11 protein-coding genes are annotated in these 17,611 nt (G+C 70.0%); 5 read left to right on the top strand and 6 right to left on the bottom strand.

Going from position 1 to position 17,611, the window contains the following annotated elements:
• Positions 1–109 precede the first annotated feature (109 nt).
• Together ACI2LP_RS13595 and ACI2LP_RS13590 are read right to left on the bottom strand one after the other, a co-directional pair.
• A complete protein-coding gene (locus tag ACI2LP_RS13595; protein WP_404724694.1) occupies positions 110–1,924 on the bottom strand; it encodes an MFS transporter in 1,815 nt (604 codons plus the stop codon).
• Positions 1,925–2,111: 187 nt separating this feature from the next.
• Positions 2,112–4,772, bottom strand: a complete 2,661-nt coding sequence (locus tag ACI2LP_RS13590) for a serine hydrolase (RefSeq protein WP_404724693.1) — start codon at positions 4,770–4,772, stop codon at positions 2,112–2,114.
• Positions 4,773–4,993: 221 nt separating this feature from the next.
• Between ACI2LP_RS13590 and ACI2LP_RS13585 the strand changes: the two genes are divergently transcribed.
• The 3 genes from ACI2LP_RS13585 (at position 4,994) to ACI2LP_RS13575 (ending at position 7,267) form a co-directional block, all read left to right on the top strand.
• Positions 4,994–5,728, top strand: coding sequence for a GPP34 family phosphoprotein (locus ACI2LP_RS13585; RefSeq protein ID WP_360867630.1), 735 nt, complete (start codon positions 4,994–4,996; stop codon positions 5,726–5,728).
• Between the two features lie 240 nt (positions 5,729–5,968).
• The gene (locus ACI2LP_RS13580) at positions 5,969–6,826 is read left to right on the top strand and encodes a helix-turn-helix domain-containing protein (protein WP_404724692.1); all 858 of its coding nucleotides are present in this window, start codon (positions 5,969–5,971) and stop codon (positions 6,824–6,826) included.
• A gap of 231 nt (positions 6,827–7,057) precedes the next feature.
• Positions 7,058–7,267, top strand: a complete 210-nt coding sequence (locus ACI2LP_RS13575; RefSeq protein ID WP_404724691.1) for a DUF397 domain-containing protein — start codon at positions 7,058–7,060, stop codon at positions 7,265–7,267.
• A gap of 204 nt (positions 7,268–7,471) precedes the next feature.
• On the opposite strand, the gene ACI2LP_RS13570 is transcribed toward ACI2LP_RS13575, so the two are convergent.
• Positions 7,472–8,311: a hypothetical protein gene (locus ACI2LP_RS13570; RefSeq protein WP_404724690.1), complete on the bottom strand. Its 840-nt coding sequence runs from the start codon at positions 8,309–8,311 to the stop codon at positions 7,472–7,474.
• Positions 8,312–8,492: 181 nt separating this feature from the next.
• Between ACI2LP_RS13570 and ACI2LP_RS13565 the strand changes: the two genes are divergently transcribed.
• Together ACI2LP_RS13565 and ACI2LP_RS13560 are read left to right on the top strand one after the other, a co-directional pair.
• On the top strand, positions 8,493–9,275 hold the full coding sequence (locus ACI2LP_RS13565) for an SDR family oxidoreductase (RefSeq protein WP_404724689.1): 783 nt from the start codon (positions 8,493–8,495) through the stop codon (positions 9,273–9,275).
• A 296-nt stretch (positions 9,276–9,571) separates the two neighbouring features.
• A complete protein-coding gene (locus ACI2LP_RS13560; protein ID WP_404724688.1) occupies positions 9,572–11,170 on the top strand; it encodes a sodium:solute symporter family protein in 1,599 nt (532 codons plus the stop codon).
• An 83-nt stretch (positions 11,171–11,253) separates the two neighbouring features.
• Here the strand turns inward: ACI2LP_RS13560 and ACI2LP_RS13555 are convergent, their stop codons facing one another.
• The 3 genes from ACI2LP_RS13555 to ACI2LP_RS13545 all read right to left on the bottom strand — a co-directional run bounded on the left by ACI2LP_RS13555 (position 11,254) and on the right by ACI2LP_RS13545 (position 17,473).
• Positions 11,254–12,369, bottom strand: a complete 1,116-nt coding sequence (locus ACI2LP_RS13555) for an ADP-ribosylglycohydrolase family protein (RefSeq protein WP_404724687.1) — start codon at positions 12,367–12,369, stop codon at positions 11,254–11,256.
• A 131-nt stretch (positions 12,370–12,500) separates the two neighbouring features.
• The gene (locus ACI2LP_RS13550) at positions 12,501–14,879 is read right to left on the bottom strand and encodes a tetratricopeptide repeat protein (protein ID WP_404724686.1); all 2,379 of its coding nucleotides are present in this window, start codon (positions 14,877–14,879) and stop codon (positions 12,501–12,503) included.
• Between the two features lie 5 nt (positions 14,880–14,884).
• Positions 14,885–17,473 carry a bifunctional FO biosynthesis protein CofGH gene (locus tag ACI2LP_RS13545; RefSeq protein WP_404724685.1) on the bottom strand — a complete coding sequence of 863 codons (2,589 nt, stop codon included), beginning with the start codon at positions 17,471–17,473 and terminating at the stop codon, positions 14,885–14,887.
• Positions 17,474–17,611: the final 138 nt, after the last annotated feature.

The raw sequence follows: 17,611 nt of genomic DNA, 5'->3' as shown, positions 1-17,611 counted from the left end.
TCGCATCCCATGCCACACCTGAACCACTAGACCAACTACTCGGTATGCCAAGCCTGTCCACTATGCAGCAGCAGCCGGGACCGAGGTAGGCGTTAACGCCGGTAACGGTTCAGCGGAGTTCATCCGGGCACGGAGTACCACGCGGCAGCTGGTACGGAGCCGCCAGCCGGTACACCCCCGGCGCGGGCGCCAGCAGTTCGGTCCACTCGTCCCCCTCCGTGTCCTCCTCCGCCTTCAGCAGACAGCCGTGGAGATTGGTGAAGGCCTTGGGCCCGTCCTCGCGCTCCTTCGACTCCTGCGTCTCCTGCGGGCCCTTCACCTTCTTGCCCTGCTGGTCGACGATGCTCAGCCACGGCGAGTACGGCACCCGGATCAGCACCCGGCCCGCTTTCTTCACCTCGATCGTGAGCTCGCCCGCGCCCGCGTGGGCCACGGTCGCCGGCGGGTCGGCGAGCGGAATCGGGTCCTTCACCGCGAACAGCTGCCAGTTCACGTCGCCCCAGACCCGCGTCAGATACGGCTGCCCCTCGCGGACGAGTCGCGCCTCCTGCTTGGCCCCGCTGGAGTCGGGCGAACCCTTCGGCAGCACCACATAGTGGACCGCCCAGCGGTCCAGCCAGTCGCGGTAGCCCGCCGAGGTCAGCGTCTGGTCGTCGTCGTAGAAGAGCGGATTGCGCTTCATGTCCGCCTGCCGGTTCCAGCCGCGGGCCAGATTGACGTACGGCGCGAGCGCGGACGCCTCACGGTGGCTGCTGGCGGGGACCACCTCGACCCGGCCACGCTCGGCGCGCAGCTGCTGCAACCGGTTGACCAGCGGCGCGAGCTCACGGCTCCAGGACGCGGCCGGAGCCGTACGCACCATGTCGTCCACGGCCTTGAAGCCGATCCAGAAGTTCAGGCCGGCGAAGGCGATGACGAGCGCGTACCACTTACGGGACTTCGGCACGGTGTACGGCAGTGCCGCCAGCAGCACCACACCCGCGAAGAGCATGGGCAGCCGCGAGACGTTCGAGCCGATCTGGGAGTCGATCGCCCAGGTCAGCAGGGTGCCAAGGGTGTAGACCGCCGCGGCGGTGCGGACCGTGCGCCACTGGTTCGGTACGAGTACGAGGACGAAGACCCCGAAGAGGAACGGCAGCGAGGTCGACCAGAACGACATCGGCTGCGTACCGGAGAACGGGAAGAGCCAGGCGGACAGTGCCACGACCACGACCGGGGCGACGCCGAGGGCGTACGCGCCTGGTCTGCGCCGGTTCAGGAAGAGTGCCGCCGCGACGACGCCGAGGAAGAGGCCGGCGACCGGACTCGACGCGGTGGCCAGGCCGGCGAGCGGGGCGGCGGCCGCCGCCTTCGCCCAGCGTTTCCTCCTCAGACGGTGCGGCCAGCAGAAGACCGCGGCGACCGCGCCCAGCGCGAACATCATGCCGAGGCCGAAGGTCACCCGGCCGGACAGGGCGTTGCAGAGGAAGGCGAAGACACCGGCGAGCGCGCAGGCCAGCGGGTTACGGACGGCACGGACGCGGACCACGATCAGCGCGGTCAGGGCGGCCGAGACCGTACCGGCGACCATCATCGTCGAACGGACGCCGATCAGCGACATCAGATACGGCGAGACGACGCTGTACGAGACCGGGTGCATCCCGCCGTACCAGGCGAGGTTGTACGCGGAGTCCGGGTGACGGCCGACGAACTCGGCCCAGGCGTCCTGGGCCGCGATGTCGCCGCCGCTGTTCGCGAAGAAGAAGAACCAGAGCAGGTGGGTGAGCGCGGCGAGGGCGGTCGCGACGAGCACGGGGTGACGGGTCAGGCGGTCGCGGACGTCGGCGAGCGGGCCGGGATCGGCGCGGCCGGGCACGGGGGGCCGTATTCGCAGCCCGGTGTCGGGGCTGGTGGCGCCCGCCTGTGTCGGCTCAGCGGTGGTCACTGCGGCTCTCCCCGTCTTCCCCGGCTGTGCCGTTGTCCCCCGGCCTGCCCAACCTCCGACGTGCTGCTTGCGGTTGTGCTCACACTGACGTTCCACACTCGAAGACGCTGTCCCGGCGCCTTTGAGTTGCCCGGGACGCTAGCACGCGGGCGTCCCGGAGGCCCCGGGACGCCCGCGCCGTGCAGGCTCAGCCGAGCCGGGTCAGCTTGGCGCCGAATCCAGGTTCCGTCAGGTCCTGCTGGAGCGCGACCGGGGCGGTCACCTTGCCGGTGCCCGCGCCCACGGAGAGCTCGCCGACGACGGTGCCTGCCTTCGCGGAGTGCGGAACCGTCTCTGCTCCGTCCGTGAGCTCGATCGTGACGTCGAGACCGCCCCAGCCGACGGCCTTGAGTTCCTTCGTGGCAACGACTGCGGTGCGGCCGCCGAGGCCGTCGTCCACGTAACCGACGACATCGCCCTTCTTGACGACGGTCGCGGAGGTGACGCCCTGCTGGGCGGCCTTGATCATGGCGATGCTGTAGTCGATCGCCAGGTTCAGCTTGTCGTCGAGAATGGTGGCCTTCTGGGCGCCCATGGCGACACCGACGATGCGGCGTACCTTGCCGTCGACCTCGACGTTGGCGGCCCAGAGCAGATTGCCGCCGGCCGGGGTGGAGGAGCCGGTCTTGATACCGCCCACTCCCGGCTCGAGCAGGGCCTTGTCGTTGTTGTTGCGGATCGTCCCGTCGATGCCGGGGATCGTCGTCAGCGTCGTGTCCACGATCTTCCGGAACACGTCGTTCTGCATGACCGCCTTGGCCAGCTTGAGCTGGTCCTGCGGGGTGGACATGGTGGTGGACTTCAGGCCGCTGGGGTCCGTGTAGGTGGAGTCAGTCATGCCGAGGTCCTTGGCGGCGTCGTTCATCTTCTTGACGAACTCGGCCTCGGACGTGGCGTCCCAGCGGGCGAGCAGACGCGCGGCGTTGTTGCTGGAGGGAATCATCAGCAACTGCAGCATCTGCTTCTCGGTGAACTGCTGGCCCTTGGAGAAGTTCGCCCGCGACTCGTCCTTGTTGTTCGACTCGTCGGCCGCCTGCTGGTCGACGGTGATCTTCGGACCGACTTCCTGCCCCTTGAGCGGGTGGTCCCGGAGGATCACGTACGCCGTCATCGTCTTCGCGACGCTCGCGAGCGGTGCGGGCTTCTGGGCGCCGTACGTGCCGATGCTGCCGACGCCCTCGACCTCGACGGCGCCCTGGCCCTCGTCCGGGAACGGCAGGCTGAGCTTTCCGCCCTTGAAGGTGAAGGTGGACGCGGCGGAGAGGTCGAGCTTGGGGTCGGGGAGCGGGCGCAGAACCTGTACGACCGCAAAGATGATCAGGAGCAGGAGAACGAGGGGCGTCCAGATCTTGACCCGCCGGATGACCGTGCGGACGGGGGTCTGGGGCGGGGGCGGGGTGTTGGTCAGCTCGGCGAGCAGGTCGAGCGGCGGGAGCGGCGGCATGGGCTGCTGCTTGGTCCGCTCGGCCTCGGTGAGCGACGCGGGGGCCGCAGGGGCCGCAGGGGCGGCTTCGGGCTTGGCTTCGGGCTTGCTGGGAGCGGGTGTCGCTGTACCTTCGCCCCGCAGCGGCACGAAGGTGCTGCTCCGCCCGGCGGGGGCCTCGGGGCGGGATGCCGGGGGCAGCTTGAGGGCGGTGGTGGGGTTGTCGACGGCGGGCCGCCGGGGGGTCTTGAAGACGGCGGTGGGCTGATCGACCGGCTTGTCCTTGGCGGACGGGGTGGGCTCTGCGTCCGCGGATGCGGAGGCGCTGTCCTTGGCCGGCGGGGTGGGCTTTGCATCTGCGGACGCGCTGTCCTTGGCGGACGGCGGCGCGGCGGGGGTGGGCGCGTCGTCGGCGCCGGTGGTCTTACCGGCAGGCGCGGGCTGCGCTTTGGCGGAGGCCTCGTCCTTGGCCTCCGCGGGAGCGTCCTCGCCGGGGGCCTTGTCGGCTTCCGCGGCAGGGGCTGCGGCGCCCCCGTCGCCGGAGGTCTCGTCGGCCCCGTCGGCCCCGTCGTCGGTGTCGGTGCCCGTCTCGCCCTCCGGCGCGGGCTCGACGTCGGAGGAGGCACCTGCGTCCTCCTCGGGGGCAGCGGACGCGTCCTCGGCGTCAGGGGCCTCCGCGACAGGCCCGCCGGCATCCTCGGAGCCTCCCGCTCCGCCCGCGGCGTCCGAGGGGGCTTCAGCGGCCTCGTCCGGGGTCTCAGCGTCCGACGCAGCCGCGTCCGACGGGTCCTCCGCGTCAGGCGCGTCCGCAACCTCCGCATCCGGCACATCGGCATCCGTCGGCGCAACCTCCGACACGTCGGCATCCGCAGCCACGGCGTCAGGCGCCTCGGCGTCCGACGCACCCTCGACGGCCGAGTCCGCCGTCTCCGGAGCACCCGCGGCGTCGTGCACGTCCGACGCACCCTCGTCCGACGAGTCCTCCGCGTCAGGCGCGTCAGGCGCGTCCACGTCCGATGCAGCCGCGTCCACGTCCTCCGCGTCCCCGCCGTCCGACGAGTCCCCCGCAGCCGGCGCACCCGCAGCGACGGGCTCCTCAGGCGTGGGCTTCGCGTCGCCGTCGCCGCTCGCGACCCAGGCCGCCACCGCCGCCCGCAGCCGAGCGTCGTTCTCCACCGAGCCCGTCTCCGTGCCCGGATCCGGGGCCGAACCCCGCTCCGGCGGGAGCTTGAAGATCGCCGTCGGCTGGTCGACCTTGGGCGGCGACGCCTGGCGAAACACGGCGAGCCGCGGGTCGCGCTCACCCGAAGTCGTCTCCCCCGACGACTTCCGCTGCTCCGACTTGTCGGGGGACTCGCCCGCCACCGTGCCTCCTCCATGAGTCATGCGCCATGCACCGTACGTACGTATCTACGCGACAACACGGGCGCCGTCACGCGACAGCCCGTGTTGTCCGAACCATCTATCAGTGTCCTGTGTGAGACCGCTGTCCCGGTGCCTAGACGAGAACGACATACCTGCCGGTTCCCATAGAAACCACCCAGGCGCTCTCGACAGATGAATGTGAGAGGGGTCACCCTGTCATTCATCCACGCGGGGAGGCATGGATGGGCAGGAGCCGCAGAACACTTCCGGAGGAGCTACTGCTGCTTGCTCTGGACCCGACCACGGGTACCACAGCGCAGCCGCAGTCGCTCGACCTCGGCCTGGCCGGAGCCCAGCTAGTAGAGCTGGCTCTGGCAGGACGGATAGCCCCAGACGGGGATCGTATCGCCGTGGTGATGCCACGGCCGACCGGAGATCCGACTCTGGACTCCGCACTGGAGCTGCTGCGCAGACGCGGCAGTCCGGTACGGGCAGTCCACTGGATTGGCGGGCCCCGACTGGGGCTGCGCCAGATTTATCTCTCGCATCTGGAGCGGTGCGGCATGGTGCATGCCGTGGCGGGCCAGATGTGCGGAGTGCTGCCGACGACTCGCTACCAGGCGACGGACACGGCGATCAGCCGGGACATCAGGGCCCGGCTGGACAGTGCGATCCGCACCGGCGTACCGCCGGACCCGCGGACCGCGGCGCTCGCCGCGCTGGCCCACGCGGTCGGACTCGGCAAGCACCTCTACCCCGGGAACGAAGGGCGTTCCTCGAGGTCCCGGCTGCGGGATCTCATCAGGCACGACCCGATGGGCGGACTCGTGGCGCACGCCGTGATGGACGTTCAGAACGGTGCGGCCGCTCAGCCCCGCCGTAATCCCACCGCTGTGAACGGCAGCCGACAGCCGGCAGCCGTGGCGGCCGCCATGCAGCCACGCCACGGAAGCATGGCCCGCGTCGCCGCGCACTGACGCACCAGCACCACCAGAAACCGCAGCAACCGCAGAACCAGCACCACCCGCAGAACCGCCGCACCGACGTCCCCAAGGCCCGGTCCGGGAGCCGCACAGAACGCGCGGGGCAGCCTCACCGCTGCCCCGCGCGTTCGCGTATGTCGTCTGTGTAGCCATTTCGCAGCGGAGCCACGACCATTGGTGGCAGTCTGCTGAGCGGTAGATACGCTCAGCTACGCAGCCGGAGGTGCAGTTTCCGTGGCGTCCAACGTCAACCCCACCGTCAGGCGACGCCGATTGGGCCAGGAGCTGCGCCGGCTTCGGGAGCTCAAGGGCATGACGGCCGAAGAGGTGGCGGAGCGCCTGCTTGTCTCGCAGTCGAAGATCAGCCGCCTCGAGAACGGCCGTCGCTCCATCAGCCAGCGCGACGTCCGCGATCTGTGCGGGGTCTATGAGGTCGAGGACCACCGTATCGTCGATTCGCTGATGCAGATGGCCAAGGACTCCCGCCAGCAGGGCTGGTGGCACGCCTTCGGCGACATTCCGTACAGCGTCTACATCGGTCTGGAGACCGATGCCGCGAGCCTGCGGGTGTACGAACCCCAGGTCGTCCCCGGCCTGCTGCAGACCCAGCGCTATGCCGAGGCGCTGATCGCCGGTGCGTTGCCCGAGAGCGGCAGCTCCGACGTCGAGAAACGGGTCAGCGTCCGGCTGCGCCGCCAGGAGCGGATCAAAGAGGCTGAACACCCGCTGCGGCTGTGGGCGGTGATCGACGAGGCGGCGCTGCACCGTCTCGTCGGCGACAAGCAGCTGATGCGCGAGCAGCTCGAGCATCTGGTGGAGCTGTCCCAACTGCCGCATGTCACCGTGCAGGTGCTGCCCTTCGACATGGGCGCCCACCCGGGCATTCTCGGCCAGTACGCGATCCTCGAGTTCCCGGACGCCTCCGACTCCAGCGTCGTCTACATCGAGGGTGTGACGAGCGATCTGTATCTGGAGAAGGCCAACGACGTGCAGAGGTACAGCGTCATGTACGAGCATCTGCGCGCCCAGGCCCTGAATGTGGACCAGACCAGGCAGTTCATCGCGGACATCGCCAAGGAGTACGCCCGCTGAAAGGCGCGCCGTCAGGCTTGCAGAAAGGCCTGCAAAAAGGCCCTCAGAAGGGTGCCGGCCGCGAGGGAGGCCGTACGGTACACCCGCGCCCCCTCGCGGCGGAAGACCCGTGTGGAATATGCCATCCGGTCGAGTGAACGCCCGCCTCAGGCGCCAAGGGTGACGAGTACCTTCGATCACGCCAGCAAGAACGTTGGCGCACATCACACCACTCGCCGAAGCGGAGCAAACATGGCAATCATTGAGGGTGCCACGGAATCCTGGACGAAGTCCTCGTACTCCGGTGGAAACGGCGCTTGCGTAGAGGTCAAGTCCCCCGTCGTGGCGGCGATTGCCGTGCGGGACTCCAAAGCCCCCGCCGGGCCGTCGATCACATTCGTTCCCCAGTCGTGGAACGCCTTCGTGAACGAAGTGGCACAGGGCGCGTTCGATCTCGGCTGAACAAAAGGCCGAAGAGCCCGCCAGAGAGTTCAGCGAAAAGCACCACGAACGAACGCAGCACAGAGCACCATTGAACAGCGCACCACCCACCGGAGCCCTCTCGACTGGTCCGCCGTCCCGGCCGAGGGGGCTCGGCCATGCCCCCACGGCCATCCCCCACCCGCTTCCGTCAAGCCACCGCCGCGCTGCGGACCCGCGCCCGTCTCAACGCAGTTGATCGACGTAGCGGTCGGTTCCGGGAACCGTCGGGATGAAGGGAGCCACGAGCTCAACCCGCCCGAGCCCCGATTCGACGACCGCTGCGTCGAGTCCGGCGAACGTAGACTCCCAGCGCTCCCTCGGGTCCTCCTCGAGGAACCACAGCAGTGTCAGCCGGGTGTCCACGCCCTCCACCTGCTTCACATAGCTCATCCGGTCGCCCGGCAGCGGCGTCGGCCTGAAGACGGTCACCATCGCCGCGCACGAGCCGGCCAGCCGCTTCGGCAGATGCCTCGTACGCAGCCACTCCAGCAACTCCGCGCGCTGCTCGGGCCCGTCGGCGTCGATCACCTCGACCACCAGGCCCGCGTACGGATGGTCCAGCGCGTGAAAGTCGCGCGGTCCTGCCGCGCCGTCGCGGTAGACGGTCGCCTCGTGGTCCTGGAACGCCGTGAAGACATGCGTACGGTCCTGGTAGACGCGCCCGTCCCGGTTCAGCCGCTTGTTGATGCCGACGGTCCACTTCATATGGTCGGCGTAGCGGCCTTCGGTGATCCAGTACGTGGAGATGTAGCAGCCTGCCGTGACGGGCCGGGCCACCGCCGACTTCTCCGGGTAGCGCAGCTCCTGGAGGTCTCTGGTGGCGACCCAGCGCCGTCCCGCGTACATCCAGGGCATCGCCATCGCGCCCGCGTAGTAGTGGTCGTCCTCGTACCAGCGGTTGTACGCGTACTCATGGCCGGGATGCGGTTCGACCAGGGTGATCAGGGCGTGACCCGGCCGCACGCCGTACGGCCCCACGCCCGCCAGTTCGGCGTACACCTCGCTGCGCGTGTCTTCTGTCATCCCTCCGGTGTATCTGATGATGCGTCAGTTGGGGAGAGGGGGGACGGCCCTGTCGAGCGGACGTGTACTGACGCCGGCCTTCCCTCCTCGGCACCCGGCCCGTACTCTGACGCACCGTCAGAGACAGGTCGGACCGTATGACGGACCTGTGCCGAACGGACCTGTGCCGAAGGAGCGCGCCATGCTGCTGCAGGGGAAGACAGTGATCGTCTCCGGCGTAGGGGCCGGACTCGGGCATCAGATCGCGGCGACGGTCGTACGGGACGGGGGCAACGCGGTCCTCGGCGCGCGAACCGAGGAGAATCTCGCCAAGTCGGCCGGCGAAATCGACCCGGACGGCACGCGCACCGCATACCGCGCCACCGACATCACGGACGAGACGCAGTGCCAGGCCCTGGCGGCGCTCGCACTGGAGCGCTTCGGGCGGATCGACGCGGTGGCCCATGTCGCCGCCTGGGACAGCTACTTCGGGGGCCTGGCGGACGCCGACTTCGAGACCTGGCAGGGCGTCATCGATGTGAATCTGCTGGGCACGCTGCGGATGACCAGGGCCTGTCTGCCGGCGCTGAAGGAGCGGGGCGGCTCGGTGGTCATCATCGGCACGCAGTCGGCGGTGGCCGCGCCCTCACAGGTGTGGCAGGCCGCGTACGCGGCGTCCAAGGGCGCGCTGACCTCGGCGATGTACTCGATGGCGCGGGAGCTCGGTCCGGACCGGATCCGGGTGAACACCGTGCTGCCCGGCTGGATGTGGGGGCCGCCCGTCCAGGCGTACGTCCAGTTCACAGCGCACACCGAGGGCGTACCGGAGAACGAGGTGCTCGGGCGGCTCACCGAGCGGATGGCGCTGCCCGAACTGGCCACGGACACAGATGTGGCGGAGGCGGTGACCTTCCTGGCCTCCGACCGGGCCCGGGCGATCACGGGTCAGTCGCTGCTGGTCAACGCCGGTGAACTGATGCGGTAGCGCTCGCCGTCCAGGGCTCGACTCCCCCGCCACCTCGTACGCAGCCCCCCGTCACCTCGTACGGAGCTCCCCTCCCACCTCGTACTCAACTCCCCTGCCACCTCGGGCCCTTCCACCGGCCGCACGGACAATCCCCCCGTGCGGCCCTTTTCCACCCTCACGTTGACTACATATGTGAATAGAGGTCAACAACTCGAACAATTTTACTCGCTCTTGACCCTTCGGGTCGTTGTCGTGACCGCTCGCATGGCCACACCATGAACGGCGTTCACAAGGCGGACCCCAGGAGGGGGCACATGAACAGTCTCGACTGGACCGTGCTCATCGGCTACTTCGGTGTGATGGTCGCGATCGGACTCTGGTCCCACAAACGCGTCGACAACGTAAGCGACTTCTTCACCGCCGGCGGCAAGATGCCCTGGTGGCTGTCGGGCATCTCGCACCACATGTCCGGCTACAGCGCGGTGATGTTCACCGGCTACGCGGGCATCGCCTACAAGTACGGTGTCACGTCCTTCGTGACCTGGTCGCTCCCGATCGCCATCGGCATCTTCATCGGCGCGAAGCTCTTCGCCCCGCGGCTGAACCGGCTGCGCTCCAAGCTGCATGTCGCCTCACCGCTGGAGTATCTGAAGACCCGCTACAACCTGAAGACGCAGCAGGCCCTCGCCTGGTCCGGCGTACTGCTGAAGATCGTGGACGTGGGCGCCAAGTGGGCCGCCATCGCCACCCTGTTGTCCGTCTTCACCGGCATGTCGCTCAACCAGGGCATCCTCATCACCGGTGTCATCACCGGCGTCTACTGCACGATCGGCGGCCTGTGGGCGGACGCCCTGACCGAGCTCGGGCAGTTCATCATCCAGCTGCTGGCCGGTCTCGCGATGCTGATCGCGGTCATGGGCAAGCTCGACGGCTTCAGCACCCTGTGGACGGTGTGGGACAAGCCGGAGCTGCAGGGCCACACGGACGCCACCGCCGGGCCGTACACCGTGACGTTCCTGCTCGCGTTCCTCTTCATCAAGACCTTCGAGTACAACGGCGGCATGTGGAACCAGGCGCAGCGCTATATGGCGACCGCCAACGCCCGTGAGGCCACCCGCTCGGCGCGGCTCTCCTCGATCCTGTGGTTCGTGTGGCCGCTGGTCCTCTTCTTCCCGATGTGGTGCGCCCCGCTGCTCGTGGAGGCGAAGAAGCCGGACGCTTCCGACTCGTACGCCCTGATGACCGAACAGCTGCTGCCGCACGGTCTGCTGGGCCTGGTCATCGTGGGCTTCTTCTCGCACACCATGGCCATGTGCTCCTCCGACGCCAACGCGATCGCCGCGGTCTTCACCCGGGACATCGCGCCGGTCCTCTCCAAGAAGGCCAGGGGCTGGTCGGAGCGGGTCGGTCTGATCGCCGCCCGGGTATCCACTATCTCCTTCCTGGCGCTGTCGATGGCGATCGCGACCCAGGTCAACTCGCCCACGTTCAAAGACATCATCACCGTCGTGATCAAGTGGGTGGCCGGACTGATGGGACCGATCGCGATCCCGTTCATGCTCGGCCTGCTACGGCCGTTCCGCAGGTCGGGACCGACTGCGGCACTCACCAGCTGGGCGGCCGGCCTGATCGCCTTCTTCTTCCTCAACTACGAGATCGACGGCACGGCCAGGACCGATGTCGCCCTGCAGTACCAGGTCTCCGTACCGCTGGCGATCTCGCTCGTGCTCTACATCGTCATCGGCATCGTCAAGCCGGAGGACACCCCCGAGCGGGACGCGGTCATCGCCCGTATCAACTCGGACGACGACGGTCCCGGCGGGGCGGGGCTCGGCGCCGCGACCGTGCCGGCGCCTGCCGAGCCGGCGCCCGCGGAGGCGAAGGTGCTGGGCCGCGAGGGCGCGGACGGCTGACGCTGTGCCCGCGCGAGGGCCCGGCTCCCCAGGGGTGGTCAGGAGTGGAGCCGGGCCCTCGTCCGATCTTCAGGTGCGCCGCGTCAGCTGCGTGGGTAGCGGGCCAGCCAGCCGGGCGAGGCGACCGTGGGGCCGTGCAGGGCCGGGCCCTGGGTCATCTCCATCGCGAAGTCGTCGGCGAGCTCCAGGATGGTCGGGCGGCCCTCCAGCTCGCAGAGCCAGGCGGGCGGCAGCGCCGTCTCGCCGTGCAGCGCGCCGAGCAGCGCACCGGTGACGGCACCGGTGATCTCCGAAGGCCCGTCGTGGTTGACGGCAAGACGCAGGCCGTGCCGGATGTCCTCGCCGACGAGGGCGCAGTAGACGGCGATGCCGAGGGCGTCCTCGGCGTGGTACCCCTCGCCGAGCGAGGCGATCCTGGCGGGGCTCGGAATGCCCTGGCGTACGGCGCCGAGCGCCTGCTTCAGGGCGTCCGTGACCGGCTGGTGCCCGGGGCGCGCGGCCAGCAGCGCCAGCGCCCGCTGCACGGAGCCGTCCAGCGTCTCGCCGCGGGCAAGACCGTGCACGATCACCGCGAAGGCGCCCGCCGACAGATACGCGGTGGGATGGCCGTGCGTCTGGGCCGCGCACTCCACGGCCAGCTGGCACACCAGCTGCGGCTCCCAGCCCACCAGCAGCCCGAACGGCGCGGAACGCACCAGCGCGCCCGCGTCCCGCGCGGCGGGGTTCTTGGGCGCTTCGAGAGTGCCCATGGTCTCGTCGCCGAGCCCGATGAGGCAGGCCGGGGCGGGATCGCGGCGGGTGTAGAGCCACTCCTCACGGGCGAGCCAGCCGTTGTCCTTGCGGCGCTCGTCGGGACCCCAGTCGCGCTGGGTCGCGGCCCATCTCAGATAGGCGCGGTGCACATCGGTGGGCGGATGCCAGGCGCCGGTGTCCCGGCGGACCTGGGCGCGGATCAGCCCGTCGACGGTGAAGAGGGTCAGCTGCGTGGCGGCGGTGACGGCGCCACGGCGCCCGTGCGCGGGCACGAGGTCGGCGAGACCGTCCGGGCCGTGGGCCGCGCGTATCTCCTCCATGGTGAGCGCCGCGACGCCGACGCCGAGCGCGTCGCCGATGGCACCACCGAGCAGGGCGCCGCGCACGCGGGCACGGAAATCCTGCTGCTCGGCCCGGCCCCAGACGGCTGTGGCTGTTGCGCTCACCGCACGCCCTCCCTGGACGTCGAACGTATGCCTGGCGCAGCACTGTAATCGAACGGAGAGGACGGGGTACTCCGCCGCCGGACCGGGGCCGTAGCCGGGGCCTGCCCGGCTACGAATCCGGGCCTGCCCTGCTACGAAGCAGGCGGGGGCGGTGCCAGCCGCTCGCGATGGGCCGCCGCCCAGCTGTAGGACGGGTTCAGGACAAGTGCCCGGTCGAGATCGGCCAGCGCCTCGGCCCGTCTGCCCAGCGCCTCGTTCGCCATCGCCCGGCTGCCCAGGGCCCAGGCATACGCAGGGTTGAGTTCGAGCGCCCGGTCGTAGTGGGCGATCGCCTCCTCGTAGCGGCCCATGAACCGGTAGGCCTCGCCGCGCTCGCCCACCGTCGCCGCGGTGTCCGGTGCCAGGCGGTCCGCCCGGTCGATGTCGGCCAGCGCCCCCTCGATGTCGTCGACCCGCAGCCGGACATGGGCCCGCTGCACCAGGGCCCAGACGTACTCGTCCCACAGCTCGATCGCCCGGTCCAGGTCCACCAGCGCCTCGGCCTGCTGCCCCTGCTGGTACTTGGCCTGGCCGCGGCTACCGAGCGCCCGGTAGTCGTCGGGGTTCAGCGCGAGCGCCCGGTTCAGCTCCGCTGTCGCCTCGGCCAGACGACCCGCGCGCCGGTAGGTCTCCCCGCGTTCGCGCACCGCCACCGACCAGTCGGGGATCAGCTCCTCGGCCCGGTCCAGATCGTCCAGCGCCCGCCCGAACTCGCCCATGGCCCGGTAGGTGATCGCACGTCCCTGATACGCCCAGGGATCGTCCGGGGCGAGGGCGATCCCCTGCCGGTAGTCGGCGAGCGCCTCCTCGTACGCCTCGACACGGAACAGCTGCCAGCCGCGGGCGAGATATGCGTCCGCCCGGCCCCGGGTGTCCAGCTCCGAACGGCCGAGCAGCAGGCCCAGCACCCGTACGGCGCCACGCCGTTCATCGGCGAGCTCAGCGACGCACGCACGCCCCCAGGCGCGCAGCTCGTCCGTACCGCTGTCCTCACCTGCCTCGGTGACGGCCCGCGCCCAGCGTCGCGCGACAACCACGCCCTCGCGGCAGGCCGCGACCCCGTCACGCAGCACAGCCGGCAGTGCCGACCTCGGCCGGGCGCACAGCAGGTGGTACGTCTCCTCAATGCGCGCCGCGCGCCAGGGCTCCGTCGCCCACAGCATCAGAGTGGAGATGCCGTCACCCGCCTCCGCGCACCGGGCCGCGAACACCTCGGCAAGGCGGGTGTGCGCAGCGGTCCACCGCTGCGGCGAGCCGGTGCGCCGCAGCCGCAGCATCGGGACCCGTACTACGTCGTGGTACTGGGCCCGGCCGCCGCGCTCGCTGACGAACGGCAGAGACCGCACCCAGCCGTACAGGCCCGCGGCTTCCTCATCCGCTCCGGCCCGGAACAGGTCTTCGTCGAGGCGGCGCGGCAGGGCGCCGTCGAGCGCGGCCGAGCGTCGAACCGTGTCCTCCTCCCATTTCAGGAACCGTTCCACGGCGGTGGCGCTGGGGTCGTCGACCGCGCCCGGGTTCTCCGCAAGCGTGGACACCAGAACCGGCAGCCGCCCCGAGAGCTGAAGCACTTCTCGGACGACCGTCTCGTCCACCACACCCTTGGCGGTGAGGAGTTGGCGTGCCTCGGTCTCGGTGAAGGGCCCGAGAGGGAGGTCGGTGATGAAGTCGACGCAGTCGGCCCAGCGGACCGGGTCGAAGGGGTGCTGACCTGCGGTGGTGACGACGACGTTCGCGGGCAGCGATCCGTACCGCTCGGTCGTGAGCAGATCGCGCAGCCAGACGTCGAGGAAAGGCCCCGTGCGCTCGTAGGTGTCGAAGAACAGCGCGATCCACGGAGCGCGGTCCGCGACCCGTTCCAGATCGGCGACGAGGACGGGAGTGAGGGACCGGAGCGGATCCAGGACCAGCTGCACATCGTCGTGGTTGCGAAAGCGCGCACTGAGCGCGGCGCGCAGCTTGTCGGTGCCCTGGGCGACTTGGGCGGGGTCGACGGCACCAGCCATCGCCCCGACCCCCGGGACGAGCCCGAGCCCGGCGAGACCCGCGCGGGCGGCGGCGAGCGATGCGGCGGACGGCTCCTGGGAGGCCGGGTCCGGCGCCGGGGCCAGTGCCTCAGCCTCGTACCGCCGCTGCCGATAGGTCGCCAGCATTCGGGCCAGCCCCTTGAGCGGGTGTTCCTGCCGCTCGAACCGGTCGCACAGGGCGGCCAGCGCTTCCGGGACACTGTTGACCGTCTCGTCGACGTACGCCGTCAACGCCCCGCGTTCACGCGCCGCGTCCTCCAGTCGGCGCACGAGGGAGGTCTTGCCGACGCCGGCATTGCCGTGGATGTGGAAGATGAACCGGTGCCGCTCGTCCTCCGGCGGGATGTCGAAATTCCCCCGGAACAGCGCCAGTTCGTCACGTCGCCCCACAAAGCGCATCCGGCGCTTGAAGAGTTCCTGCATCGAAGGACGCGCGCTCCCAGCCATGCGGGTCAGTCTGGCAGCAGGGGCAGCAGCTCCGGCAGATGTCCGTCCGACGCGGCCGCGGCCTGCTGCCGCTCCTCGGGCACCTCGCCGTACAGGGTCGTACGCGGCTTCGCCGGCCGTCCGGCCGCCTCCGCGATGGCGACGAGGTCCTGGACGGAGCGGTACGAGCCGTAACTGGAGCCCGCCATACGGGAGATGGTCTCCTCCATCAGCGTGCCGCCGAGATCGTTGGCACCGGAGCGGAGCATCTCGGCCGCGCCCTCCGCCCCCAGCTTCACCCAGCTGGTCTGGATGTTGGTGATGTGCGGGTGGAGAAGGACGCGGGCCATGGCGGTGACCGCGCGGTTGTCGCGGGCGGTCGGGCCCGGGCGGGCGATGCCTGCGAGGTAGACGGGCGCATTGGTGTGGATGAAGGGCAGCGTCACGAACTCCGTGAACCCGCCGGTCTCCTGCTGGATCCGGGCCAGCGTCCGGAAGTGGCCGAGCCAGTGCCGGGGCTGGTCCACATGCCCGTACATCATCGTCGAGCTCGACCGGATGCCGAGCTCGTGCGCGGTCTTGACGACCTCGATCCAGGTGGCGGTGGGCAGCTTGCCCTTGGTGAGGATCCAGCGGACTTCGTCGTCGAGGATCTCGGCGGCCGTACCGGGGATGGAGTCGAGCCCGGCTTCCTTGGCGGCGGTGAGCCACTCGCGGATCGAAAGCCCGGTGCGGGTCGCTCCGTTGACGACCTCCATGGGCGAGAAGGCGTGCACATGCATGCCGGGGACGCGGGTCTTCACGGCGCGCGCGATGTCGAAGTAGGCGGTGCCCGGCAGATCGGGGTGGATGCCGCCCTGCATGCAGACCTCGACCGCACCGACGTCCCAGGCCTGCGCGGCCCGGTCCGCCACCTGGTCGAGGGACAGGGTGTACGCGTCGGCGTCCGTACGCCGCTGGGCGAAGGCGCAGAAACGGCAGCCGGTGTAGCAGACGTTGGTGAAGTTGATGTTGCGCGTGACAACGTAGGTGACGTCGTCGCCGACCACCGTTTTACGCAGGTCGTCCGCGATCCGCGTGAGTGCGTCCAGCGCGGGCCCGTCCGCGTGGAGGAGGGCGAGGGCTTCGTCGTCGGTGAGCTTCGTCGGATCGTCCGCGGCCTGCTTGAGAGCCCCTCGTACGTCGGTGTCGATCCGGGAGGGCACCATGCCGGGCTGGGCGGCCTCGCGCAGGGCCTCCCAGTCGCCGTAGACCTCGTCGAAGTCGTCGCGCCGGTCGGAGGTGCGGCCGGTGGTGTCGATGGTCCGGTGCAGATCGGTACGACCGGCCGCGGTGAACCCTTCGTCGGGCTCCTGCCAGGGCAGGCCTTCGGGCTTCACATCGCGGGCCAGTCCGGTCTCCGCATCGGCCAGCGCCCGGACATGCGGCAGCAGCCGCGGGTCCAGCCAGGGCTCGCCGCGCTGCACGAACTCCGGGTAGACACAGAGGCGTTCCTCAAGACGGAAGCCTGCGGCCGCGGACTGCTCGGCGAGTTCGTCGATCTGCGGCCAGGGCCGCTCGGGGTTCACATGATCGGGCGTGAGGGGCGAGACCCCGCCCCAGTCGTCGATACCGGCCCCGATGAGCCGCGCGTACTCGCCGGCCACCAGGTTCGGCGGCGCCTGCAGACAGGCCGAGGGCCCCATGATGTGCCGCGCGACGGCAACGGTGGCGACCAGCTCGTCCAGCTCGGCGTCGGGCATGCCGCGCATCGCCGTGTCCGGCTTGGCGCGGAAGTTCTGCATGATCAGTTCCTGGATCCCGTGGTAGGCCCGGGAGATGCGCCGCAGCGCGAACAGCGAGTCCGCGCGCTCCTCGTACGTCTCCCCGATCCCGATCAGCAGGCCGGAGGTGAAGGGCACGGAGGAGCGCCCCGCGTCCTCGAGCACCCTGAGCCTGACGGCCGGCTCCTTGTCCGGGGACCCGTAGTGCGGCCCGCCCGGCTCGCTCCACAGCCGTGTCGCCGTCGTCTCCAGCATCATGCCCATGGACGGGGCCACGGGCTTGAGCCGCTGGAAGTCGGTCCAGGTCATGACGCCGGGGTTGAGATGCGGCAGCAGCCCGGTCTCTTCCAGGATGCGGATCGAGATGGCCCGTACGTACGCGATGGTGTCGTCATACCCGTGCGCGTCCAGCCACTCCCGGGCCTCGGGCCAGCGGTCCTCCGGCTTGTCGCCGAGCGTGATGAGCGCTTCCTTGCAGCCGAGTGCGGCCCCGCGGCGGGCGATGTCCAGGACCTCGTCCGGCGACATGAACATCCCGTGTCCGGCGCGCCGCAGCTTGCCGGGGACGGTGACGAAGGTGCAGTAGTGGCACTTGTCACGGCAGAGCCGGGTGAGCGGAATGAAGACGCTCTTCGAGTAGGTGATGACACCGGAGCGCCCCGCGGCCTCCAGCCCGGCATCCCGCACGCGCGCGGCGGACGCGGCGAGGTCTTCGAGATCGTCCCCCCGCGCCTGGAGCAGCACGGCGGCCTCGGCGACGTCGAGGGCGACCCCGTCCCTGGCGCGCTTGAGGGCACGGCGCATGGCGTTGGCGGTGGGCCGTACGGGGCGTCCGGGCTGGTGATCCGTCATGAATCGAGCATACGAGCGCGGGGGGCGGGGAAATAGCTGGCCTCGGGCGCAGCGGCACGGCCGAGGGCTGGCCCCCTGAGTACCTATGCCTAGGCATATTGGGCACAACCACGCATGTCCGGGCCCCGCGATGGACCG

This window comes from Streptomyces sp. NPDC019890, assembly GCF_044903445.1.
Taxonomy (GTDB): domain Bacteria; phylum Actinomycetota; class Actinomycetes; order Streptomycetales; family Streptomycetaceae; genus Streptomyces.
Note: the sequence above shows the minus strand (reverse complement) of the source record. Positions and strands in the feature narration are given on the sequence as shown.

Bases quoted from the DNA above. Each gene is read 5' to 3' on its own strand.
- ACI2LP_RS13570 (WP_404724690.1), bottom strand. From the start codon at position 8,311: ATGACAGAAGACACGCGCAGCGAGGTGTACGCCGAACTGGCGGGCGTG.
- ACI2LP_RS13565 (WP_404724689.1), top strand. From the start codon at position 8,493: ATGCTGCTGCAGGGGAAGACAGTGATCGTCTCCGGCGTAGGGGCCGGA.
- ACI2LP_RS13550 (WP_404724686.1), bottom strand. From the start codon at position 14,879: ATGGCTGGGAGCGCGCGTCCTTCGATGCAGGAACTCTTCAAGCGCCGG.
- ACI2LP_RS13585 (WP_360867630.1), top strand. From the start codon at position 4,994: ATGGGCAGGAGCCGCAGAACACTTCCGGAGGAGCTACTGCTGCTTGCT.
- ACI2LP_RS13560 (WP_404724688.1), top strand. From the start codon at position 9,572: ATGAACAGTCTCGACTGGACCGTGCTCATCGGCTACTTCGGTGTGATG.
- ACI2LP_RS13590 (WP_404724693.1), bottom strand. From the start codon at position 4,772: ATGACTCATGGAGGAGGCACGGTGGCGGGCGAGTCCCCCGACAAGTCG.
- ACI2LP_RS13575 (WP_404724691.1), top strand. From the start codon at position 7,058: ATGGCAATCATTGAGGGTGCCACGGAATCCTGGACGAAGTCCTCGTAC.
- ACI2LP_RS13545 (WP_404724685.1), bottom strand. From the start codon at position 17,473: ATGACGGATCACCAGCCCGGACGCCCCGTACGGCCCACCGCCAACGCC.